Consider the following 18956-nt stretch of genomic DNA (forward strand, 5'->3'; position numbering starts at 1 on the left):
ACGATCACTGCTCGCCGGTCCTGGCCACTTCCGCGGCTGCGTCGGGACCGGCGTGCAGCAGCACCTCGAAGCCCTCGGCGTCCAGGATGGGCACTTTCAGGCTGACCGCCTTGTCGTACTTGGATCCGGGGGACTCGCCCACCACCACGTACGTCGTCTTCTTGGACACCGATCCGGACACCTTGCCACCGCGGCTGGTGATCGCCTCGGCCGCGCTGTCGCGGGTGTAACCGGACAAGGACCCGGTGACCACGAAGGTCAGCCCGGCCAGTGTCTGCTCCCCCAGTTCGCGTTCCTCTGCCTTCAACTCGGCGCCGGCGGTCTGCCACTTGGCCACGATGTCGCGGTGCCAGTCGACGGCGAACCAGTCCACGATCGCCTGCGCCAGGGTCGGACCGATACCGTCCACCTCGGTCAGCTCGTCGGTGGTCGCGGCGGCGATCTTGTCGATGTCGCCGAACGCCTGCGCGAGGTCGGGCGCCACCCCCGGTCCGAGGTGGCGGATCGACAGCGCGACCAGGAATCGCTCCAGCGGACGGCGCTTGGCCTCCTCGAGATTCTCCAGCAGCTTGGTCGCGTTGGCCGACAGCCGGCCGTCCTTGGTCCGGAACAGGTCGGCGTGGGCAAGCTTGTCGGCATCAAGATCGAAAAGGTCGCCCTCGTCGGCGATCAATCCGTTGTCCAGCAGCGCATGCGCGGCCTGCTCGCCGAGCATCTCGATGTCCAGTGCGGAACGTCCGGCCAGGTGGTAGAGGCGCTCCCGCAGCTGTGCCGGGCAGTGCCGGGCGTTGGGGCAACGGATGTCCGCGTCGCCCTCCTGCTCCGGACGCAGCTCGGTGCCGCAGTCCGGGCAGTGCGTCGGCATCACGAACTCGCGCTCAGTGCCGTCACGAAGATCAACAACCGGGCCGACGATCTCCGGGATCACGTCGCCGGCCTTGCGCAGCACCACGGTGTCGCCGATCAGCACGGCCTTGCGTTTGACCTCACTGGCGTTGTGCAGGGTGGCGAACCCGACGGTGGAACCGGCCACCAGCACCGGCTCCATCACCCCGTACGGAGTGACCCGGCCGGTTCGGCCGACGTTGACCTTGATGTCCAGCAGCTTGGTGTTGACCTCCTCGGGCGGATATTTGTAGGCGATCGCCCAACGCGGCGCCCGCGAGGTGGAGCCGAGTTGATCTTGGACCGCGAGCTCGTCGAGCTTGATCACCACGCCGTCCAGCTCGTGCTCGACCGAGTGCCGATGCTCGCCGTAGTAGCCGATGTAGGACTGGACCTCGTCCAGGGTCGTGCAGAGCTTGGTGTGGCTGCTGACCGGCAACCCCCAGCCGGACAGCGCCTCGTACATCTGTGACAGCCGGTCGGCGCGGAAGCCGTCGACCGCGCCGATGCCGTGCGCGATGAACCCGAGATTGCGGCTGGCGGTGATCCGGGGATCCTTCTGCCGCAGTGAACCGGCCGCCGAGTTGCGCGGATTGGCGAACGGGGGTTTGCCGTCGGCGACCAGCGACTCGTTCAGTTTGGTGAAGTCCTCGACCGAGAGAAAGACCTCGCCGCGCACCTCCAGCAGGCTCGGTTGATCATCACCAGCCAGCCGCTGCGGGATCGCCGTGATGGTGCGGATGTTGTCGGTGACGTCCTCGCCGACCCGGCCGTCGCCGCGGGTGGCGCCCTTGATCAACTTGCCCTGCTGGTAGACCAGGTCGATGGCCAGACCGTCGATCTTCAACTCGCACAGGTAACCGGAGCGGTCGATCTGCTGCTGGCCGAGCTCGCGGACCGCTCGTTGCGACCAGCGGTCCAGCTCTTCGCGGCTGAAGGCGTTGTCCAGGCTGAGCAATCGCTGCAGATGCTCCACCGGAGCGAAACTGGACGCCGGCGGCGGACCGACCTTCTGCGTCGGCGAGTCGGGTGTGCGCAGGGTCGGGAACTGCTCCTCCAACTCCTGCAACTGCCGCATCAACCGGTCGAACTCGGCGTCGGAGATGGTCGGCTGATCAAGGATGTAGTAGCGCCAGCGCGCCTCGTCGAGTTGCTCGCTCAGCTCCGCATGCTGCTGCCGCGACTCTGCGGTCGGCTCGGCAACTGTCGCGGTCGACTCGGTCGGAATCTCATCGCTCTCGCTCACGACGCCGAATCTACCGAGACCCCCTGACATTTCATTCGTGGCTGACATTTCATTCGTGGCTGACATTGCGTTCCGGACCGATATTGGGCGGCGATTGTCGGTGGCTACCCCTAGGCTCTCGCGAGCGGACTCGGGCAGCTGTTTCCGCAGGGCCGATCGGTGGGGTTGGGTCGACCTTTCGCGACGAAGCGTTAGGAGTGATGGCTACTGTGATCGCCCTGGTCCGGAATGCCTTTCGGGTCAGCCCGGGTGCGGTGCTGGCGAGTTCCGTCGCCTCGATCGTGGCCGCGATGCTGGCAGTGCTGGTGCCGATCTTGGTTGGCCGTGCGGTCGGCGGAGCTCCGGATGCGGTGCGCGGCGGGCCTCATCCCGGCTACCTGCTGCTGCTCGCGATCCTGCTGGTGGCGCTGCTGGCCGGCAATCTGATCAACCTGGTCGGCAACTCCAGCGCCGCGCTGACCGAGGGCCGGCTGGAGCAGGACTCTGATCTGCGGATCGGTTGGGCACTGTCCCGGCATCCGGAGCTGAGCAGTGTTGATCATCCCGATGTCGCCAGCCGACTGCAGCAGATCAGGCCGCGACTGTGGGAGATCCGGATGGCGACCCGGCTGTTGCTCGGCCCGGCGATCTCGCAGCTGCCGGCGCTGATCGGTTCGGCGATCACCCTGGCGGTGATGTTGGCCTGGTGGGCGCCGTTGCCGCTGCTGGCGACGTACGCGGTGGCCGCCGAGGTCACCCGGCGCTCGATCCTGGCTCAGTTCGACGTCTTCACCGGACAGACCGATGCGCAGAAGCATGCGCAGTACGCCTTCGAGCAGGGCATGGGGAAGGCGGCCAAGGAGATCCGGATCTTCGGGTTGTCGGATTATCTGCGCCGCCGGGCCTGGGACTTCAGCACCACCGCCTACCGGCCGTATTGGGCCATGCGCCGGCGCAAGGCTCGCTCATTGGTGGCGTTGTCCGCGGTACGGGTCGGCGTCGCAGTTGTCGTTGCCGCGTACGCCGGTTGGCGGGCTCAGTCCGGCACGCTGAGCCTGACCGCGTTCGCCACCGCGCTGCCGGTGGTGCTGACGATGGCCAACTCGGACGCGTGGATGTTCGCCCAACTGCAGCGCGGCATCTCGCCGTTGCAGTGGCTGAACCGGCTCGCGCCGGCCGACCAGTTCGACCGGGCCGCCCCGGAGCTCTCCTCCGCGGTGAGCAGCAGAGCCCGACTCGCCGAGCGAAGTCCGTCTGCAGCCGAGCCGGCCGTCGCGACGCCCGCCGAAGCGGCACCCCAGATCGTCTTCGACGAGGTCAGCTTCGGCTATCCGACCAGTAACAAGATGATCTTGAAGGACTTCAGCCTGGAACTGCCGGCCGGCGCGGCCACTGCGCTGGTCGGGGTGAACGGCGCCGGCAAGTCGACGCTGGTCAAACTGCTGACCGGCGGCTACCTGCCCAGCCGTGGCCGGATCCTGATCGACGGTCAGGATCTGGCCGGGTTCGACGAGCAGCAACGGGCGGCCTGGCAGCGGCGGATCGCACCGATCACCCAGGACTTCCTTCGGTTGCCGCTGCGGGCCGGCGACAACGTGGAGTTGGGGTCCGGGCGCGCCTGGTCCGGACGCATCGACGGCCCATCACCGGACATCACCGCAGAACTGGAGCAGATCGCGACCCGGGCCGGCATCGACGATCTGATCGCGAAGCTGCCGGACGGCTGGGCGACGCCGTTGGACAAGTCGCTGCCCGGAGGTCGTGATCTGTCCGGCGGCGAATGGCAGCGGATCGGGCTGGCCCGCGCGCTGCGCGCGGTGGACAGCGGCGCCCGCTTGTTGATCTTGGACGAACCCGCCGCGGCGTTGGACGTCGAGTCCGAGGCGCGACTGGTGGACAGCTATCTGGACATCACCCGACGACTCACCTCCTTGATCATCTCGCACCGGTTCTCGGTGGTCCGGCCGGTGCCGATCATCTGCGTGCTGGAGCGTGGCCGGATCGTCGAACGTGGCAGCCATCAGGAGCTGATGACGATTCCGGGCGGCCGCTACCGCACCCTGTTCACCCTGCAGGCCAGTCGCTATCTGGCCGCGGTCGACCAGCAGGAGGTGAGCAGCCGATGAGATTGCTGCGTACGTTGTGGCTGTGGTTCAGCACGGCGTTCCGGGCGGCGCCCGGGTTGACCCTGCTGATGAGCGCGACCACCATCATCTCCTCGGTGCTCAGCCCGCTGACCGTGCTGGGCATCAAGTTGGCCGTCGACGGGGCGAGCGGCCACGGCTCACTGCCGCTCGGGATCGCCTTGCTCGGTGGGTCGCTGCTGCTCAGTGCGGTGTCCGGCAGCATCGCCGGCCCGCTCGGCGACACACTGGACGAACGGGTGCTCCGGCACGTCCGCGACGACCTGATCCGGCTCACCTCCGGCATTCCCTCGATCGCTCATCACGAGCACCCCGAGCTGGCCGATCGGGTCGCCCTGATCGAACGGGACGCCTATCAGCTGGGCGGGATCTTCCGGCTGCTGTCGGTGATCGGCGCGGTCACCAGTTCGATCACCGTGATCGCGATGCTGTGGTCGGTGTCGCCGGTGTTGATCCTGCTGCTGGTGCTGGCCATCGGCACCGCGGCCATCCAGGCCGTGGCGATGCAGCGGCGCAACACGTTGTGGCGTCGCAACGAGCGCTATCGGCGGTTGGCGACCAAGATCATCGACCTGCTCACCGATCCCGCCGGCGCGATCGAAGTCCGCAGCTTCGGGCTGAGCCGCCCGCTGTTGAAGATCGCGCATCATGCGCACGCCAGCCGGCACGAGCCCTACTACGGGGTGACCGTCCGGTTCGCGCGGCTGACGGCGATCGGCTGGGTGATCTACGGGATCGGCTATGCGCTGGCCGTGTTCTGGGTGTTCGGCCGGGTCCGCGACGGATCCTCCTCGCTCGGCGACCTCACCCTGCTGCTGTTGATCGGTCCGCAGATCAACACCACGGCGTCGGCGATCACCAGCAACGTCACGATGGTGCTGACGTCCTTCCAGACCTTCGATCGCTACGCCTGGCTGCGTCGGTGGGCCGATGATCACGACTGGCAGGAGAGCGTCGGCGAGCCGCCGCCGATGCTGCGCCGCGGCATCGCGCTGGAGGGCGTCGGGTTCCGCTATCCGTCGATCTCGGCCGACCTGTCGCAGATCCCCGCTGCAACGGACGCGGGAACCGACCGCGGTGACCTGGCGCTGCGGCAGGTCGACCTGCTGCTGCCGGCGGGCAGCACCGTTGCCCTGGTCGGCGACAACGGGGCCGGCAAGTCCACCCTGGTCAAGTTGTTGGCCCGGCTGTACGACCCGACCTCGGGCCGGATCACCATCGACGGGACGCCGCTGACCGACCTCGATCCGTCGGCCTGGCGGGATCGGATCTCGGCCGGCTTCCAGGACTTCTCCCGGCTGGAGTTCATGGCTGCCGAGTCGGTCGGCGTCGGCGATCTCGACCATGCCGCGGACCAGGAACTGCTCGACCGGGCCGTCGCCGCCGGCCACGCCGAGGACGTGGTCGACGAGCTGCCGCAGCGGTTGGAGACCCAGCTCGGGATCCGGTTCGACGGCGGGGTCGCGTTGTCCGGTGGTCAGTGGCAGCGATTGGCGTTGGCCCGCGCGTTCATGCGGACCAGACCGTTGCTGATGATGCTGGACGAACCGACCGCGGCGCTCGACCCTGAGGCCGAGCAGGCGATCTACGAGCAGTACGCCCGAACGGCCAAGCAACTGGCGGCAGAGACCGGAGCCGTCACGGTGCTGGTCTCGCATCGGTTCTCGACCGTACGGATGGCCGACCTGATCGTGGTGGTGGCCGACGGCGGGATCCTCGAGGTCGGATCGCACGAGGTGCTGCTCGCGGCCGGCGGACGCTACGCCGAGCTGTTCGAACTGCAGGCCCATGCCTATCGCTGACCTCGTACGGATCTGCTCGGTCCATCGGGCCGGGCCGTGACTCCGTATGCTCACCCCCATGCCTCAGCGCAGCCCGCGATTGGCCAGGTCGGCCGCCCAGTCCGAGCTCGCTGCTGCCCTGGCCGAACTGCGTCGACAGCTACAGATCCCCGACGGGTTTCCGGCCGAGGTGCAGAGCGAGGCCACCGAGGCGGCATCGTTCGGTCTGGATGCCGACGCGATCGACCTGCGTGAGATCGAGTTCCGCACCATCGATCCGGCCGGTTCGACCGACCTCGACCAAGCGTTGCACCTGACGCGGGACGCCGGCGGGCTGCTGGTGCGCTACGCGATCGCCGACGTCGGCTGGTTCGTCCGACCCGACCGGGCCATTGACCAAGAGGCTCGTCGGCGCGGGCAGACGCTCTACGCCCCGGATGATCGGGCCCCGCTGCATCCGACCGTGCTGTCGGAGGGCGCGGCATCGTTGCTGCCCGGACAGGATCGGCTCGCCTACGTCTGGCGGTTCCGGCTGGATTCGGATGATCAGGTCGTCGACGTCGGTCTCGACCGCGCGATCGTCCGGTCCCGGCGGCAATGGAACTATCAGGATGCCCAGCGCGCCGCCGACGGATCCGACCCGCCGGAGTCACTGCGGCTGCTGCTCGAGTTCGGCGACGGCCGGCAGCGCCAGGAGTCCGCGCGCGGCGGGGCGAGCCTGAACTTCCCCAACGGCGAGATCGTGCTCACCGAACGCGGGTACGTGATCGAGCGCCGTACGCCGTTGCCGATCGAGGACGCGAACGCGCAGTTGTCGTTGATGACCGGGATGGCAGCGGCTCGGATCATGCTCGACGGCGGGGTCGGCATCCTGCGGACGATGCCGCCGGCCGAACCGTCGGCGATCGAGGAATTCCGCCGGCAGACCCGGGCGCTCGGCCTGGACTGGCGCGAGGGGGTCGCGTACGGCGACTATCTGCGGGAACTGGACCGATCCGAGCCGCGGGCACTGGCGGTGTTGCAGGCGGCGACGTCGCTCTTCCGCGGTGCCGGTTACAGCGCCTTCGACGGCGAGCCACCGGTGCAACAGGAACAGGCCGCGATCGCGGCACCGTACGCGCACGTGACGGCGCCGATCCGCCGGCTGGTCGATCGTTTCGGACTGATCGTCTGCGATGCGCTGGTGCATGATCGCCCGGTGCCGGAATGGGTCCGGGAGGCACTGCCGACGTTGCCCCAGATCATGTCCGGTACAGATGATCTTGCGTCCCGACTGGATGCGGCCGCGCTGAATCGGGTCGAGGCAGCACTGCTGACGGACCGGGCCGACGAGATCTTCGAGGCAGTCGTGCTGTTCCGCAAGGACGAACGCCGCCGGATCCAGCTGACGGACCCGGTGGTGGTGGCGAATCTCAACGGCGCCGGGAATCCCGGCGATCAGCTTCGGGTCAGGTTGGTGTCGGCCGACGTGGCCACCGGCGAGGTCGCCTTCGAACCCGCGCCGTGACGAAGGTCTCGATGCGCCGACAATCGGCGGGCTGATCAGTCGGCGAGCTGATCGGTGACGATGTCGGCGGCCTTGCGGACCGCCCGGAGCGCGGTCACCGCGGACCGCTGATCGAAGCGGGCCAGGCCGCAGGCCGGAGTGATGATCATCCGGCCGGCCACGTCGGGTTCGAGCCCGAGGGTCCGGGTGGCGCGGAGAACCCGTTGCGCGATCTGGTCGGGCGACCACTGTCGCCCGGTGGAATCGCCGGTCGCGGTGGACAGCCCGCCGGCGCCGAACCAGAGCCCGTCGGTCATCGCCTGACCGATCAGGTCCCAGTCCCTGGTGCCGAGTTGATCAAGATCGAGGGCAACCGCGCCGAAGCCGGCGTCCTTGATCAACTTCACCGGGACGCCCGGCGCGCAACAGTGCAACCAGGTCCGCGGCAGTCCTGAACCGACCGGTGGAAGATCCGGCCCTTCGACAGGTTCAGCGGCCAGCCCCGGGAGGGTGCCCATGATCGAGTCGACGACGTCGGTCAGTCGTTCGCTCAACTCGGGCAGATCAACCTTGCGGTGACGGGAAAACCCGCTGGCAGTGGGCACCTCGCCGGCCAGCACCGTCGGCAGCAGCGGCTCGTCCAGCTGGATGATCAACTCCAGCTGGGGCAGCCGTCGACCAAGATCAACGACGAGCTGACCGATCCCCTCGGCCAGCGACTGGCCGAGGTCGCGGCGGGCGCCGTGATCTGCCAGGGCGCGGTCGCCGCGTGGGCGCTCCACCGAGGCCGCCAGTGTCCACGGCCCGCAGATCGCGATCTTGAACGGGCCGGTGTAGTCCTGCACCGCCTCCTCGAGCTGATCAAGATCATCACGAAGCGTCGCTCTGGCCCGAAGTTGATCACGGCCCGGTGCGTCGGTCAGCCGCCAGCCGGCCGGTTGCAGGTCGGCGGACAATCCGGAGAGGGCGGCGATGCCGCGGCCGATCATGCCGGACGCGACACCACGGGCGGGCAGCTCGGGCAGGTACGGCAGCTCGGGGCATTCGGCGAAATTGATCTTGAGTGCCTCGGCCAGATCGACGCCGGGGAAGGAGCCGATGCCGGTGCTGCGGATGGGTGCGAAGTCGTCGGCCACGGGTGTCGGCTCAGACCCGGGCTGCGGAGATGGTCGCGCTGCCGATGACGCGATCGTGGTCGTAGTAGACGACGGCCTGGCCGGGCGCGACGCCGGTCAGCGGCTCGTCCAGTTCGACCAGAACGGCGTCGCCGTCGACCCGTACGGTGCCGGGCACCGGGTCCCCATGAGCGCGCACCTGGATCTGTGCCGGCCAGCGGCCGGCAACAGCCTGCTGGGTCCAGGTCGGCCGGATCGCCTCGATCGTACGGACGTCCAGCGCGTCGCGCGGGCCGACGGTGACGGTGTTGTTCACCGGCGAGATGTCGAGCACGTAGCGCGGCTTGCCGTCGTCGGCCGGGGTGCCGATCCGCAGGCCCTTGCGCTGGCCGATGGTGAAGTGATGGGCGCCGTCGTGCTCGCCCACCGGTTGCCCGTCACGGTCGACGATGCTGCCTGGCTTGCTGCCCAGCCGTTGGTCCAGGAAACCGGCGGTGTCCCCGTCGGCGATGAAGCAGATGTCGTGGCTGTCCGGTTTGTCGGCCACCGCCAGCCCCCGGCGCTCGGCCTCGGCGCGGACCTCGCTCTTCTGCGATCCGCCGAGCGGGAAGTAGGAACGCTGCAGCTGGGCCTGGTCGAGCACCCCCAGCACGTACGACTGATCCTTGCCCTGGTCGGCGGAGCGATGCAGCGCGACCCCGTGATCATCTCGGGTCAGCTGGGCGTAGTGGCCGGTGCAGACGGCGTCGAAGCCGAGGGCGATGCCACGCTCCAGCACCGCGGCGAACTTGATCTTCTCGTTGCACCGGACGCACGGGTTCGGGGTCCGGCCGGCGGCGTACTCGGCGACGAAGTCGTCCACCACGTCCTCGATGAAGCGGTCGGAGAGATCCCAGACGTAGAACGGGATGCCCAGCACGTCGGCGGCCCGCCGCGCATCGTGCGCGTCCTCCTTGGAACAGCAGCCGCGGGCGCCGCTGCGGAACGAAAGCGGATTCTTCGACAACGCCAGGTGTACGCCGGTGACGTCGTGCCCGGCCTCGACCGCGCGGGCAGCGGCAACGGCCGAGTCCACCCCGCCGGACATCGCAGCCAGCACCTTCATCTGAGCTCCCACTCCCCTGTCACGTACACACGTTCGTCGAACCGCGCCCGATCCGACCACAGCTCCCCATTCTCGCCGTCAATGCGGCTCGTGTCCAAAGCGAACGCTGATACCGCCCGGATTGCCGTGTTGATCGGTGGTTGGCAGACGAGATCGGCCGGTATAGCGTTCAACAGACAACTGCAGAGCAACTCATGTTCAGGGATTGAGGTGGGCGTCTCAGGAGACGTCTGCCCATGATCAGATCATCCGGTACGCCCGCCGGTTCTGCCCGGCGCAACTTCAACCGGCTGTGGCTGGCCCAATCGACCTCCTTGGTCGGACTGCAGACCGGTGCGATCACGGTGCCGCTGCTCGCCGTCGACGTACTGCACGCCGACGCATCGCACGTGGCGTTGCTCGGAACCCTGTCCAGTCTCCCCTGGCTGATCGCACCAGTGATCGGCGCGGTCGCCGACTGCGTGGACCGCAGACAACTTCTGGTTGTGGCCCACCTCGGCCGGACCCTGTTGTGGTTGAGTATCCCGGTCTGCTATCTCGCCGGCGTGCTGACGATCTCTCAACTGTGGTTGGTTTCTGTCGCGGTCGGCGTCCTGGGTGTCGTGTTCGCGGTGGCCTATCGGGCGTTCCTACCGACCATCGTGCCGGCGTCCGAACTCGGATCGGCCAACGGGAGGATGGGCGGCACCGATGCCGTCGCACGCTCCGTCGGACCCGCGCTGGCCGGCTACCTGATCCAACTGCTGGGCGCCGTCTGGGCAGTCCTCGTCCAGGTTGTCGCCGCGGCCGTCGCCGGAATCGCCACCGCAACGATCCGATCGGCACAGTCAAGATCAACAACTGCCGACCATGATCAACAACGAACGCCGGCCGGATGGTGGCGCGGCATCGTCGACGGCTTCCGCTGCGTGTACCGGATCAAGCCGCTGCGCCGGCTCGCACTCGCCGAGACCGGCTACCTGTTCTTCTTCGAGGTCGGCTTCGCAATCGTCATCGTCTTCTTCCGGAACACGCTCGGCATCGGCGCCGGCACCATTGGCCTGATCTTCTCGATCGGAAGCCTGGGCGGGATGCTCGGCGCGACGATTGCGAACAGGCTGCGCGCTTTTGCCGGCCTCGACGCAACGATCAGGACCGCCGCGATCCTCCGCGGCCTCGGCATCGCGGTCCTTCCGCTGAGCGTCGTGGTTCCCGGCCACGTCGTGGTGATCACCGTGCTCATCGGCGGCCGCGCTCTCAACGCGGCGGCCTGGAGTGTGTACGAGGTGCTGACCGACACCTACCAGCAGACGACACTGCCCGACCGCCACCGCGGCAGCGCAACTGCAGTCATCCTGTGGCTCGGCAACGGCGCGACGACCGTCGGCGCGGCTGTCACGGCGGCCGTCGCCACCACCCTCGACACCACCGTCCTGCTCGCCGCGGCCGGGATCGGCTGCACCGCGGCCGGGTGTCTGACGGTCCTGGTCCGCACCGAATCGCACTCCGGTCCACGGCAATAGTGACGCAGGACGTGGGTCCCGATATTGGTCTGTTCGCCGCGCCATCTGGTCAAACCGCCCATCACGAACAGTTCCCTGCGGATCAAACTGAGAGGAATCTGACCGACCGCCCGTGCCCGAGGATGGCGCGAGCGGTAGTGAGCCGGGAGGAATCCGCGATGCGATATCGCCGACAAGGACAGCTGGTCCCCGATGGGCCGAATCGGCCCAGCCGGCAGCGACCGGTGCTGAGGACGCTGCTCTCGGCACTCGCCGGCTTGCTCATGCTCGCGGGTTGCGCCGGCCCCGGTGATCACCCAGCGAGTGATCATGAGCCGACCGCGGCTCCGGCGCCCTCGCCAGGACCGAGTGCGACCGGCCGACCGGCACTGAAGCTGGTGGCGATCGGCGACTCCATCCCGTTCAACGCCGCGTTGGATTGCCCCGGTTGCACCGGCTTCGTCGAGCGCTACGCCACAGCACTGGAGCATGCGACGCAACGCCCGGTCGAGACGAACAACCTGTCCGAACACACCGGCCTCACGCTGCCCGGACTGATGGCGGAGCTGCCGGTCTACAAACCGGATTTGACGAACGCGGACGCCATCGTTGTCGGAATCGCCCACAACAGCAACGTCCTCAACGAGGACACCCCGTGCGGAACTCCCTTCAACGAGACCACCTCGACCCTCGAGGACTGGTCGAAGGTGACGCATGCGTGCGCGGCCACGTCCGCCGACCGCTACCGCCGCCAGTTCGACAAGCTCTACGGCACGATCGCCGCGTGGCGGGCAGGTCGGTCGACCGTGCTGCTCACGATCAACAAGTACAACGACTGGATCGGCCTCAAAGCTGCACATCTGACCGGCAGCCAGCAGCGGCAGACGATTTGGGTTCATGACGCCTGGAACAGGATGATCTGCCGATCCGCGGAGCAGCACGGTTTCACCTGCGTCGATGTCTACCACGCGTTCAACGGCCCTCAGGGCACCGAATCGCCCGGCTCCTTGTTGGCCGACGACTACACGCATCCCTCGAACAGCGGCAACGCACTGATCGCCGAGTTGTTGATCGACAAGGGGTTCGATCCCCTGCTACGTCGCTGAGTCTGGATCGGTGTTTCAGGCTGAGCCGCGCTCGTTATCGCAACACCCGACGGGCCCGCTCGACCGTGGCCGGCAGGGCGGCCAGCAGTCGGTCGATGTCGGACGCGGTCGTGGTGTGGCCGAGGGAGAACCGCAACGCCGACCCGGCCTGCTGCCGGGTCCGGCCCATCGCCTCCAGTACGTGGCTGGGTTGGGACACGCCGGCGGTGCAGGCCGATCCGGTGGAGCAGTCGATGCCGGCCTGGTCCAGCAACATCAGCAGGTCGTCGGCCTGGCAGCCGGCGAACCCGACGTTGGCGATCCCCGGCAGGCTGGCGGCCGGGTCGCCGACACCGTTCAGCACGGTGCCGTCGATCGCCAGAGCACCGGTGATCAACTTCTCCCGGAGGTCACGCAGCCGCCGCGACTCGGCCGCCAGCGCCTCGGTGCTGATCTTGATCGCCGCCGCCGCACCGGCCACCCCGGCAACGTCCAGGGTGCCGGACCGAAGATCACGTTCCTGGCCACCCCCGTGCTGCACCGGCGCCAGTCGAATCTCCTTGCGGGCAAGCAATGCGCCGATCCCGACCGGTCCGCCGAACTTGTGCGCCGACAGCGACAACGCGTCCAGACCGGAGCCGGCGAAGTCGATCGGCAGCTGACCCACGGCCTGCACTGCGTCCGAGTGCACCAGCACACCCGCCCGTCGAGCGAGACCGGCGATCTCCTCGATCGGCTGCACCACTCCGGTCTCGTTGTTCGCCCACATCACCGACAGCACGGCGATCCGATCGGCGTGCCGGTTCAAGATCATCCGAAGTTGATCAAGGTCGATCAGTCCGTCCCGATTCACCGGCAGCAACTCCAGCCGCACGCCATCGGACGCCACCGACTCTGCGGTCTCCAACACCGCATGGTGTTCCACGGTTGTCGTGACCACGACCAGGTCGTCGTCCGACGTCTTCCGGCGCCGAGCCCGGACCGCGCCGAGCAGGATCAAGTTGTCGGCCTCGGTGGCGCCGGAGGTGAAGATCACTTCGGCGGGTTGTGCGCCCAGGCACGCGGCGATGACCTCTCGCGATTCCTCCAGTACCCGCCGGGCGTCGCGGCCGGAGGTGTGCAACGAGGACGGATTGCCGACCCGCGTCAGCTCCGTGGTCATCGCCTCGATCGCCGCGGCACGCATCGGCGTGGTCGCGGCATGATCAAGATAGATCCGCTGCTGCACCGGATCAGCGTACCCAGGCTGCTTCGAGGTTCAGCCAGCGTGCTTCGAGGTTCAGCGGGCCAGCGCCAGCCAGTCGAGCACCTGCTGGATCTCGGCGTCCCACAGGCCCCACGCGTGTTCCCCGGGCACGAACGACGTGCGGAGATCGAGCCCGCGGTCCTCGATCGCCCGGACGAACTCGCGGTTGTCCGGCTCCAACCCGTCCTCGGTGCCGCAGCCGACGTACAGCTTCGGGCTGCGCTCGACGTCGACCTTTCCCAACAGGGCAAAGAGATCCGCGGACTCCGGGATCGGTTCGTCACCGAAGATCCGCTCGAACATCCGCGGGTCGTCCGGCCGGGTGCGTCCGGTCCGCAGACCGGTCAGGTTGACCGCGCCGGACAGGCTCGCCGCGGCGGCGAACCGATCGGGCTCGGTCAACGCCCACTTCATCGCGCCGTAGCCACCCATCGACAGCCCGGCGACGAAGGTGTCCTCACGGCGATCGGAGACGCGGAAGAAGCTCTGCACGAGGGCCGGCAACTCCTCGGACAGGAAGGTCCAGTAGCGACCCCCGTAGGCCTGATCGGTGTAGAAGCTGCGGTGCACCTGCGGCATCACCACGGCCAGGCCGAGCGGGGCGGCGTAGCGTTCGATCGAGGTTCGCCGCAGCCAGATCGTGTCGTCATCGCTCAACCCGTGCAGCAGATACAGCACCGGCGGAAGATCGGCTCCGGCACGGCCGGTCATGCCGATCTGGGTCTCGGTCTGCTGCGGCAGGATCACCGTCATCGAGGTGCTGAGTCCGATCGCATCGGAATAGAAATCGCATCGCAGATGGGCCATGGCGCTCAGCCTGCCATGGCCCCTCCGCGATCCGGTTGTGGACCCGTCGCGTCAGCGCTGACGTCGGCGAAGCAGGATGCCGACGCCGGCCGATACCAGCAGCGCGCCGATCACCACCGAAAGCAGCCCGGGGCCGCCGGTCTGTGCGAGATCGCCGCCGGCGGGCGGGGTCGACGCCAGCCCGGCGGGATCCGGACTGGTGGTTGCCGAGGGCCGGGCGATGTCCCGGGATCGGTGCGTCGGGCGAACCGGGTCCGTGGTCGGTATGCGGCTCGGCTTCGGCGTGCTGCTCGCGGGCGGTTCGCTGGTCGTCGGCCGGCCGGTCGCGGTCGGCCGATCGCTCGGTGCGTCCGTCGCGGTCGGCGAAGCAGTCGGAGTCGGCGACGTGGTGGTCGGCGGTGGGGTCGTCGGCGGGGGTGGCTCCTGTGCCGGCAGGCTGTCGCCGCCGAGGAACGCCTCGTCGGCCTCCGCGCCGTACTCGACCACGTCGTTCCGGGAAGCGGTCACCGTGCCGGGCAGTTGCGGATAGTCCCGCTTGAACGTCGCAGCCTTCAGGTTGTCCCGGGGCGATCGGCCGAAGTCCACACCCCCGGAGACGCCGACGGTGATCGTGTAGGTCTGATCGCCGTCGGAGTATTCGCGGGTCACCTCGTACTGCACGGTGGTGAACTCCTTGCGCATCTCCTCCCAGACCTCGTGCGGATCCCACTCAGTCCGCGCCGGCCAGCGGCTGATGTCGCCGCTGTCGATGATGTCGTGGAAGGCGCCCGGGTGCTTCCAGTCCCGCTCCCGGATCCACTCGGCGGCCACCCGGCTGGTGTAGACCCGGCGCAGGTCGGCGTACGCGGCGTTGTTGTTGACCGCCTTCTCGACCTCGGGCACCACGTACTTCAGGTACTGCCGATGGTTGTAATCCAGCGTTGCCTCGGAAGCGTGGCAGGCCTGTCCTCCCGGCGGCGCGGTGTCGTAGTCCATCCGCTCGGCCGACACCTTCAACGGTGCGTCCAGGATGAACAGTTCGTCGCCGTGCTGGCGCACGATCGCCGGCTTCGGCTCGATCCAGAACCGTACGCCGGGATAGCAGAGGCTGTGGTTCTCCACCTTCAGCGCGTCCCAGAACTTCTTGCCCGACGGGGTGTCCGGATGCATCAGCCGTACGTTGTCCCGCTTCATCTGGATGTCTGCCTCGAGCAGCACCCGGCCGGCGTCGGTCTTGGCGAACGTCTTGTCGATCACCCGATCCGGCTGATCCGGATTGAGGTTGACCCAGAATTTCTCCCGCGGCAACGCGAGCCAGGTGAAGAACGCGTCCGAGGACAGCTCGGCGGCCTCGAGTCCGCCGTAACCCGGCGCGACCGCATCGTCGTCGGCCTCGTCCGAGTCCTCGAAGCCCGGGATGTCGTCGGCCCGGAAGGCGTAGTTCAGGCCCTTCGGATCGTCGGCCAGATAGCGCAACTCCATCGACGTCCAGTCGATGCCACCCGGCCTCGGCGGCGGCGCGGCGCGTGGTCCGGACTCGCGCCAGAGCTGCCGGTTGGCGTCCTGGTAGGACTTCGCCTCCGCCGCGATCTTGCCCGTCCGGTTCACCATGTCCGGCATCGCGCCCTTGGACGGCTTGTTCGGGTCGGTGGTGAAGAGCTTGGCGGCCGGTGTCCCCTTCTTCGGCGCGGAGCGATTCACCTGTTCGGCATTCGCCTGGTAATGCGCGGGAGCGCGCCCGCCGTTGTCTGTCAGGAACTTGGCTGTGGCCTTCGTCGGTTTGCGCGAGTTGATCTGCTGTACGTCGACGCCGGTCCTGGCCTTGACGTCACGATCGACCAGCACCTGCTTGCGGTCGGTGCCGCTGTAGGCCTTCGCGTCCAGCGCGGCCTTCAACTTCGGGTTGTAGAAGTCGTAGCGACGGTTGTTGATCGGCTTGCCGTCGGGGCCTTCGATGCCCGCCTGACACCACCAGTCGTCGCCGAGCAGCCCCAACTGCTCGACCAGGTATTTCTCGAACGCCTTGCCCTTGGCATCGTTGCCCTGGTTGGGGATGTAGGTGTTCAGCCACTTCTTCCAGGGCAGTGGATTGCTCGGCTTCTTCTTGATCTCGCCGTTCTTCCACTTCTCCAGGTCGCTGGCCTTGTCCTCGTTGTATTTGTTGAATCGAGCACCGGCCCGCTTGCGCCAGAGTTCTTTGAATTCGGCCTCACTGGTCGCCTTCTCCGGGTCGTACTGCTTGTAGTCCGAACCCAGCTCGAGCAGGTCGTCGGCCGACATCGCGATGTCGCGGATGACCTCGGCCGGGTTCTCGTAGGAGAACTTTCTGGTGGAGTTCAGCGACGACTGATTGTTCGACCCCAGACCGGGGATCTTGGTCCGGTCGGTCAGCGGCTTGCCCTTCAGGTCGGGATACACGTCCCGGCACAGCTTCCCGCCGATCGGGTCACCGGGTTTGGCCCAGGCCGGCGGGGCCCAACTGATCAGGCTCGCGGCGAGCCCGAGGGCCATCGCCACCACCAACAAACGGACGCTGTATCTGGACGTTCGGGTCCCACTCAGCACGGAATACGTCCCTTCGAACGCAATTGAAGAAGGTGATCAACTGGGCGTCAGGGGAAGCTTGTACCCGGGCGGGATACTAACCAGGGATGAGGTGAAGTCGCCACAACTTTGGTTTGTTGATCAATCAGAAGTTGAGCACACAGAAGTTGATCTTGGAAGCTGAGTTGGGCCCGGGTTAGGCTGCCGGCCATGGGATCGGGATCCGAGCTGCAATTGCAGGAATGGCTGGATCAACTTCCGCCGCGCCTGGACGGGTTGAGCGACTTCGTGCTGCCAGCCGATGTCGGACTCGACTTCAGCCCGGAGTCTCTTCCGCGGGTGGAGCAGGCGCTGCTCATCGACCCCGCCCTTGCCGACTCGGCAGACCCGATCGCCGGCTATCTGGGCGAGACGTTGATGCGGATCGCCGGTGGCGGGTGGCGTTGGGACGATGTCGCCGGCCGGCCGGTGGTGATCACGGATCAGGCGCTCGGACTGGCGCCGATCTCCCCGTACGAGTTGATCATGAATGCGCTCGACCGGAAGTCGGGAACGGTCTTCGCCGACACCGCGGCCGAGCTGGAACGGGCCGTCGCGGATCGGCGAGCACACGATCGGAAATGGCAACCGGAGAAGGAACACACCTCGGGTGTCGACCGGTCCGCCCCCACGGCCCACATCGACCCGTGGTTGAGCGATTGGCTCGAGGTACGACGGCGCTCCCATCCGGCCTGGACGGCACAGTTCGGCGCCGCAGACGCCTGGGACTTCTCCGTCGCATCCCTCGACCGGCTGGAGCAGCAGTTGCTGGCCAGATTCGGATCGGTCGAGGACCTGCTGGACCCGGCCAACAGCGAACTGGCCGAGGGAGCCTGCTGGTATCTCGGCGAGGTCGCCGTCCGGCACCGGGACGCGGCCTGGGTCCACCACCCGGAGGAACCGGACGCTCCGGCAGAGCAGACCGCGGCACAGAATCCGTGGATCGGCCGGCCGTACGTCAAGCAGAACCACGGCGACCTGCACGCCGAGATCCCGATCGGGCTGATCCGCGCGGTCGTCCGCGCGCGGGAACCGGGCACCTTGCAGCGCCGGTTCGGCTCCTTCGAGCCGTAGCTTGGATCAGCCCTTCTGCTGCTTGACCGCCTCGGTGACGGCGGGCAGCACGGTCTTCAGGTCGCCGACGATGCCGAGGTCGGCGAGCGCGAAGATCGGCGCCTCCGGATCCACGTTCACGGCGACGATGGCCTTCGAGGTCTGCATGCCGGCCCGATGCTGGATCGCGCCGGAGATGCCGGCGGCGATGTAGAGCTGCGGGGAAACCGTCTTGCCGGTCTGGCCGACCTGGTAGCTGTGCGGATACCAGCCCGAGTCGACGGCGGCACGGGAGGCGCCGACCGCGGCGCCGAGCACGTCGGCCAACTCCTCCACCGGGGAGAAGTCGCCGCTGGTGCCGCGTCCGCCGGAGACCACGATCGCGGCCTCGGTGAGCTCCGGCCGGCCGCTGGCCCGCTTGGGCTCCGACGTGACGATCCGGGCCCCCTTGGACGACTCGGCGACCTCGAAGGACAACGCCTCGACCTCCGGAGTCGCCTGCGCCGCCTCGGGAGCGACCGCGTTCGCCTTCACCGTGATCACCGGGATGCCGTGGGTGATGTTCGACTGCACCGTCCAGTTTCCGGCGAACACCGACTGGGTGACCAGCGGACCGTCGTCGCCGGCAGCGACATCGACCGCATCGGTGATCAGTCCGGAACCGAGCCGGACCGCCAGCCGGGCCGCGATCTCCTTGCCGTCCAGGCTGGAGCCGAACAGCACCGCCGCCGGCTGGACGGACTCGACCGCGGCCTGCACCGCGTCCACCTTCGGGGTAACCAGGTATTCGGAGAACGCCGGATCGTCGGCGGTCAGCACCTTCACCGCGCCGTACTCGCCCAGAGGTCCGGCGGCGTCCGCGCCGTCCGCTCCGAGCACCAACGCGACCGGATCACCGAGCCGACGGGCCAGCGTCAGGAGTTCCAGCGTCGGCTTGGCCACCGCGCCGTCAACCACGACCAAAATCTGCGACATCGCCAA

Annotated in this window: 13 protein-coding genes; 6 read left to right on the plus strand and 7 right to left on the minus strand. The window is 67.8% G+C overall.

Annotated features, from left to right (window positions below; translation table 11 throughout):
• Positions 1-4: 4 nt before the first annotated feature.
• Positions 5-2161 (minus strand): NAD-dependent DNA ligase LigA, encoded by a 2157-nt coding sequence (gene ligA, locus FOE78_RS14615; protein ID WP_210414595.1) that lies wholly within the window; start codon positions 2159-2161, stop codon positions 5-7.
• A gap of 170 nt (positions 2162-2331) precedes the next feature.
• On the opposite strand from ligA, the gene FOE78_RS14620 reads away from it, so the two are divergent.
• Genes FOE78_RS14620 through FOE78_RS14630 form a run of 3 tightly spaced genes read left to right on the plus strand, consistent with a single transcriptional unit; the run spans position 2332 to position 7542 of the window.
• Entirely contained in the window at positions 2332-4236 is a 1905-nt protein-coding gene (locus FOE78_RS14620; RefSeq protein WP_143986951.1) for an ABC transporter ATP-binding protein, read from the plus strand.
• Entirely contained in the window at positions 4233-6056 is a 1824-nt protein-coding gene (locus FOE78_RS14625) for an ABC transporter ATP-binding protein (RefSeq protein ID WP_168207529.1), read from the plus strand. The genes FOE78_RS14620 and FOE78_RS14625 overlap by 4 nt, the downstream gene beginning before the upstream one ends.
• Positions 6057-6114: 58 nt before the next feature.
• The gene (locus FOE78_RS14630) at positions 6115-7542 is read left to right on the plus strand and encodes an RNB domain-containing ribonuclease (protein ID WP_143986953.1); all 1428 of its coding nucleotides are present in this window, start codon (positions 6115-6117) and stop codon (positions 7540-7542) included.
• A gap of 35 nt (positions 7543-7577) precedes the next feature.
• On the opposite strand, the gene FOE78_RS14635 is transcribed toward FOE78_RS14630, so the two are convergent.
• Positions 7578-8657, minus strand: a complete 1080-nt coding sequence (locus FOE78_RS14635; protein ID WP_228265838.1) for a uroporphyrinogen decarboxylase/cobalamine-independent methonine synthase family protein — start codon at positions 8655-8657, stop codon at positions 7578-7580.
• Between the two features lie 10 nt (positions 8658-8667).
• Positions 8668-9741, minus strand: coding sequence for a tRNA 2-thiouridine(34) synthase MnmA (gene mnmA, locus FOE78_RS14640; RefSeq protein WP_143988812.1), 1074 nt, complete (start codon positions 9739-9741; stop codon positions 8668-8670).
• A gap of 236 nt (positions 9742-9977) precedes the next feature.
• Here mnmA and FOE78_RS14645 point away from each other — a divergent pair, with 236 nt between their 5' ends.
• Entirely contained in the window at positions 9978-11243 is a 1266-nt protein-coding gene (locus tag FOE78_RS14645; protein ID WP_143986954.1) for an MFS transporter, read from the plus strand.
• A gap of 158 nt (positions 11244-11401) precedes the next feature.
• Positions 11402-12328, plus strand: coding sequence for an SGNH/GDSL hydrolase family protein (locus FOE78_RS14650; protein ID WP_168207530.1), 927 nt, complete (start codon positions 11402-11404; stop codon positions 12326-12328).
• Positions 12329-12362: 34 nt separating this feature from the next.
• Here FOE78_RS14650 and FOE78_RS14655 read toward each other — a convergent pair whose 3' ends face one another.
• The 3 genes from FOE78_RS14655 to FOE78_RS14665 are packed head-to-tail and all read right to left on the minus strand — an operon-like array spanning position 12363 to position 16850.
• A complete protein-coding gene (locus FOE78_RS14655; protein WP_143986956.1) occupies positions 12363-13535 on the minus strand; it encodes a cysteine desulfurase family protein in 1173 nt (390 codons plus the stop codon).
• A 51-nt stretch (positions 13536-13586) separates the two neighbouring features.
• Entirely contained in the window at positions 13587-14360 is a 774-nt protein-coding gene (locus FOE78_RS14660; RefSeq protein ID WP_143986957.1) for an alpha/beta hydrolase, read from the minus strand.
• A gap of 51 nt (positions 14361-14411) precedes the next feature.
• Positions 14412-16850, minus strand: coding sequence for a hypothetical protein (locus FOE78_RS14665; protein WP_143986958.1), 2439 nt, complete (start codon positions 16848-16850; stop codon positions 14412-14414).
• Between the two features lie 243 nt (positions 16851-17093).
• On the opposite strand from FOE78_RS14665, the gene FOE78_RS14670 reads away from it, so the two are divergent.
• Positions 17094-17996 (plus strand): hypothetical protein, encoded by a 903-nt coding sequence (locus tag FOE78_RS14670; protein ID WP_143986959.1) that lies wholly within the window; start codon positions 17094-17096, stop codon positions 17994-17996.
• A 6-nt stretch (positions 17997-18002) separates the two neighbouring features.
• Here the strand turns inward: FOE78_RS14670 and FOE78_RS14675 are convergent, their stop codons facing one another.
• Positions 18003-18950 carry an electron transfer flavoprotein subunit alpha/FixB family protein gene (locus tag FOE78_RS14675; protein ID WP_143986960.1) on the minus strand — a complete coding sequence of 316 codons (948 nt, stop codon included), beginning with the start codon at positions 18948-18950 and terminating at the stop codon, positions 18003-18005.
• Positions 18951-18956: the final 6 nt, after the last annotated feature.

The sequence above is a fragment of the Microlunatus elymi genome, from assembly GCF_007362775.1.
GTDB lineage: Bacteria > Actinomycetota > Actinomycetes > Propionibacteriales > Propionibacteriaceae > Microlunatus > Microlunatus elymi.

Coding starts and splice junctions, on each gene's coding strand:
- FOE78_RS14620 (WP_143986951.1), top strand. CDS start 2,332: ATGGCTACTGTGATCGCCCTGGTCCGGAATGCCTTTCGGGTCAGCCCG.
- ligA (WP_210414595.1), bottom strand. CDS start 2,161: ATGTCAGGGGGTCTCGGTAGATTCGGCGTCGTGAGCGAGAGCGATGAG.
- FOE78_RS14660 (WP_143986957.1), bottom strand. CDS start 14,360: ATGGCCCATCTGCGATGCGATTTCTATTCCGATGCGATCGGACTCAGC.
- FOE78_RS14670 (WP_143986959.1), top strand. CDS start 17,094: ATGGGATCGGGATCCGAGCTGCAATTGCAGGAATGGCTGGATCAACTT.
- FOE78_RS14625 (WP_168207529.1), top strand. CDS start 4,233: ATGAGATTGCTGCGTACGTTGTGGCTGTGGTTCAGCACGGCGTTCCGG.
- FOE78_RS14665 (WP_143986958.1), bottom strand. CDS start 16,850: ATGGCCCTCGGGCTCGCCGCGAGCCTGATCAGTTGGGCCCCGCCGGCC.
- FOE78_RS14630 (WP_143986953.1), top strand. CDS start 6,115: ATGCCTCAGCGCAGCCCGCGATTGGCCAGGTCGGCCGCCCAGTCCGAG.
- FOE78_RS14645 (WP_143986954.1), top strand. CDS start 9,978: ATGATCAGATCATCCGGTACGCCCGCCGGTTCTGCCCGGCGCAACTTC.
- FOE78_RS14675 (WP_143986960.1), bottom strand. CDS start 18,950: ATGTCGCAGATTTTGGTCGTGGTTGACGGCGCGGTGGCCAAGCCGACG.
- FOE78_RS14650 (WP_168207530.1), top strand. CDS start 11,402: ATGCGATATCGCCGACAAGGACAGCTGGTCCCCGATGGGCCGAATCGG.
- mnmA (WP_143988812.1), bottom strand. CDS start 9,741: ATGAAGGTGCTGGCTGCGATGTCCGGCGGGGTGGACTCGGCCGTTGCC.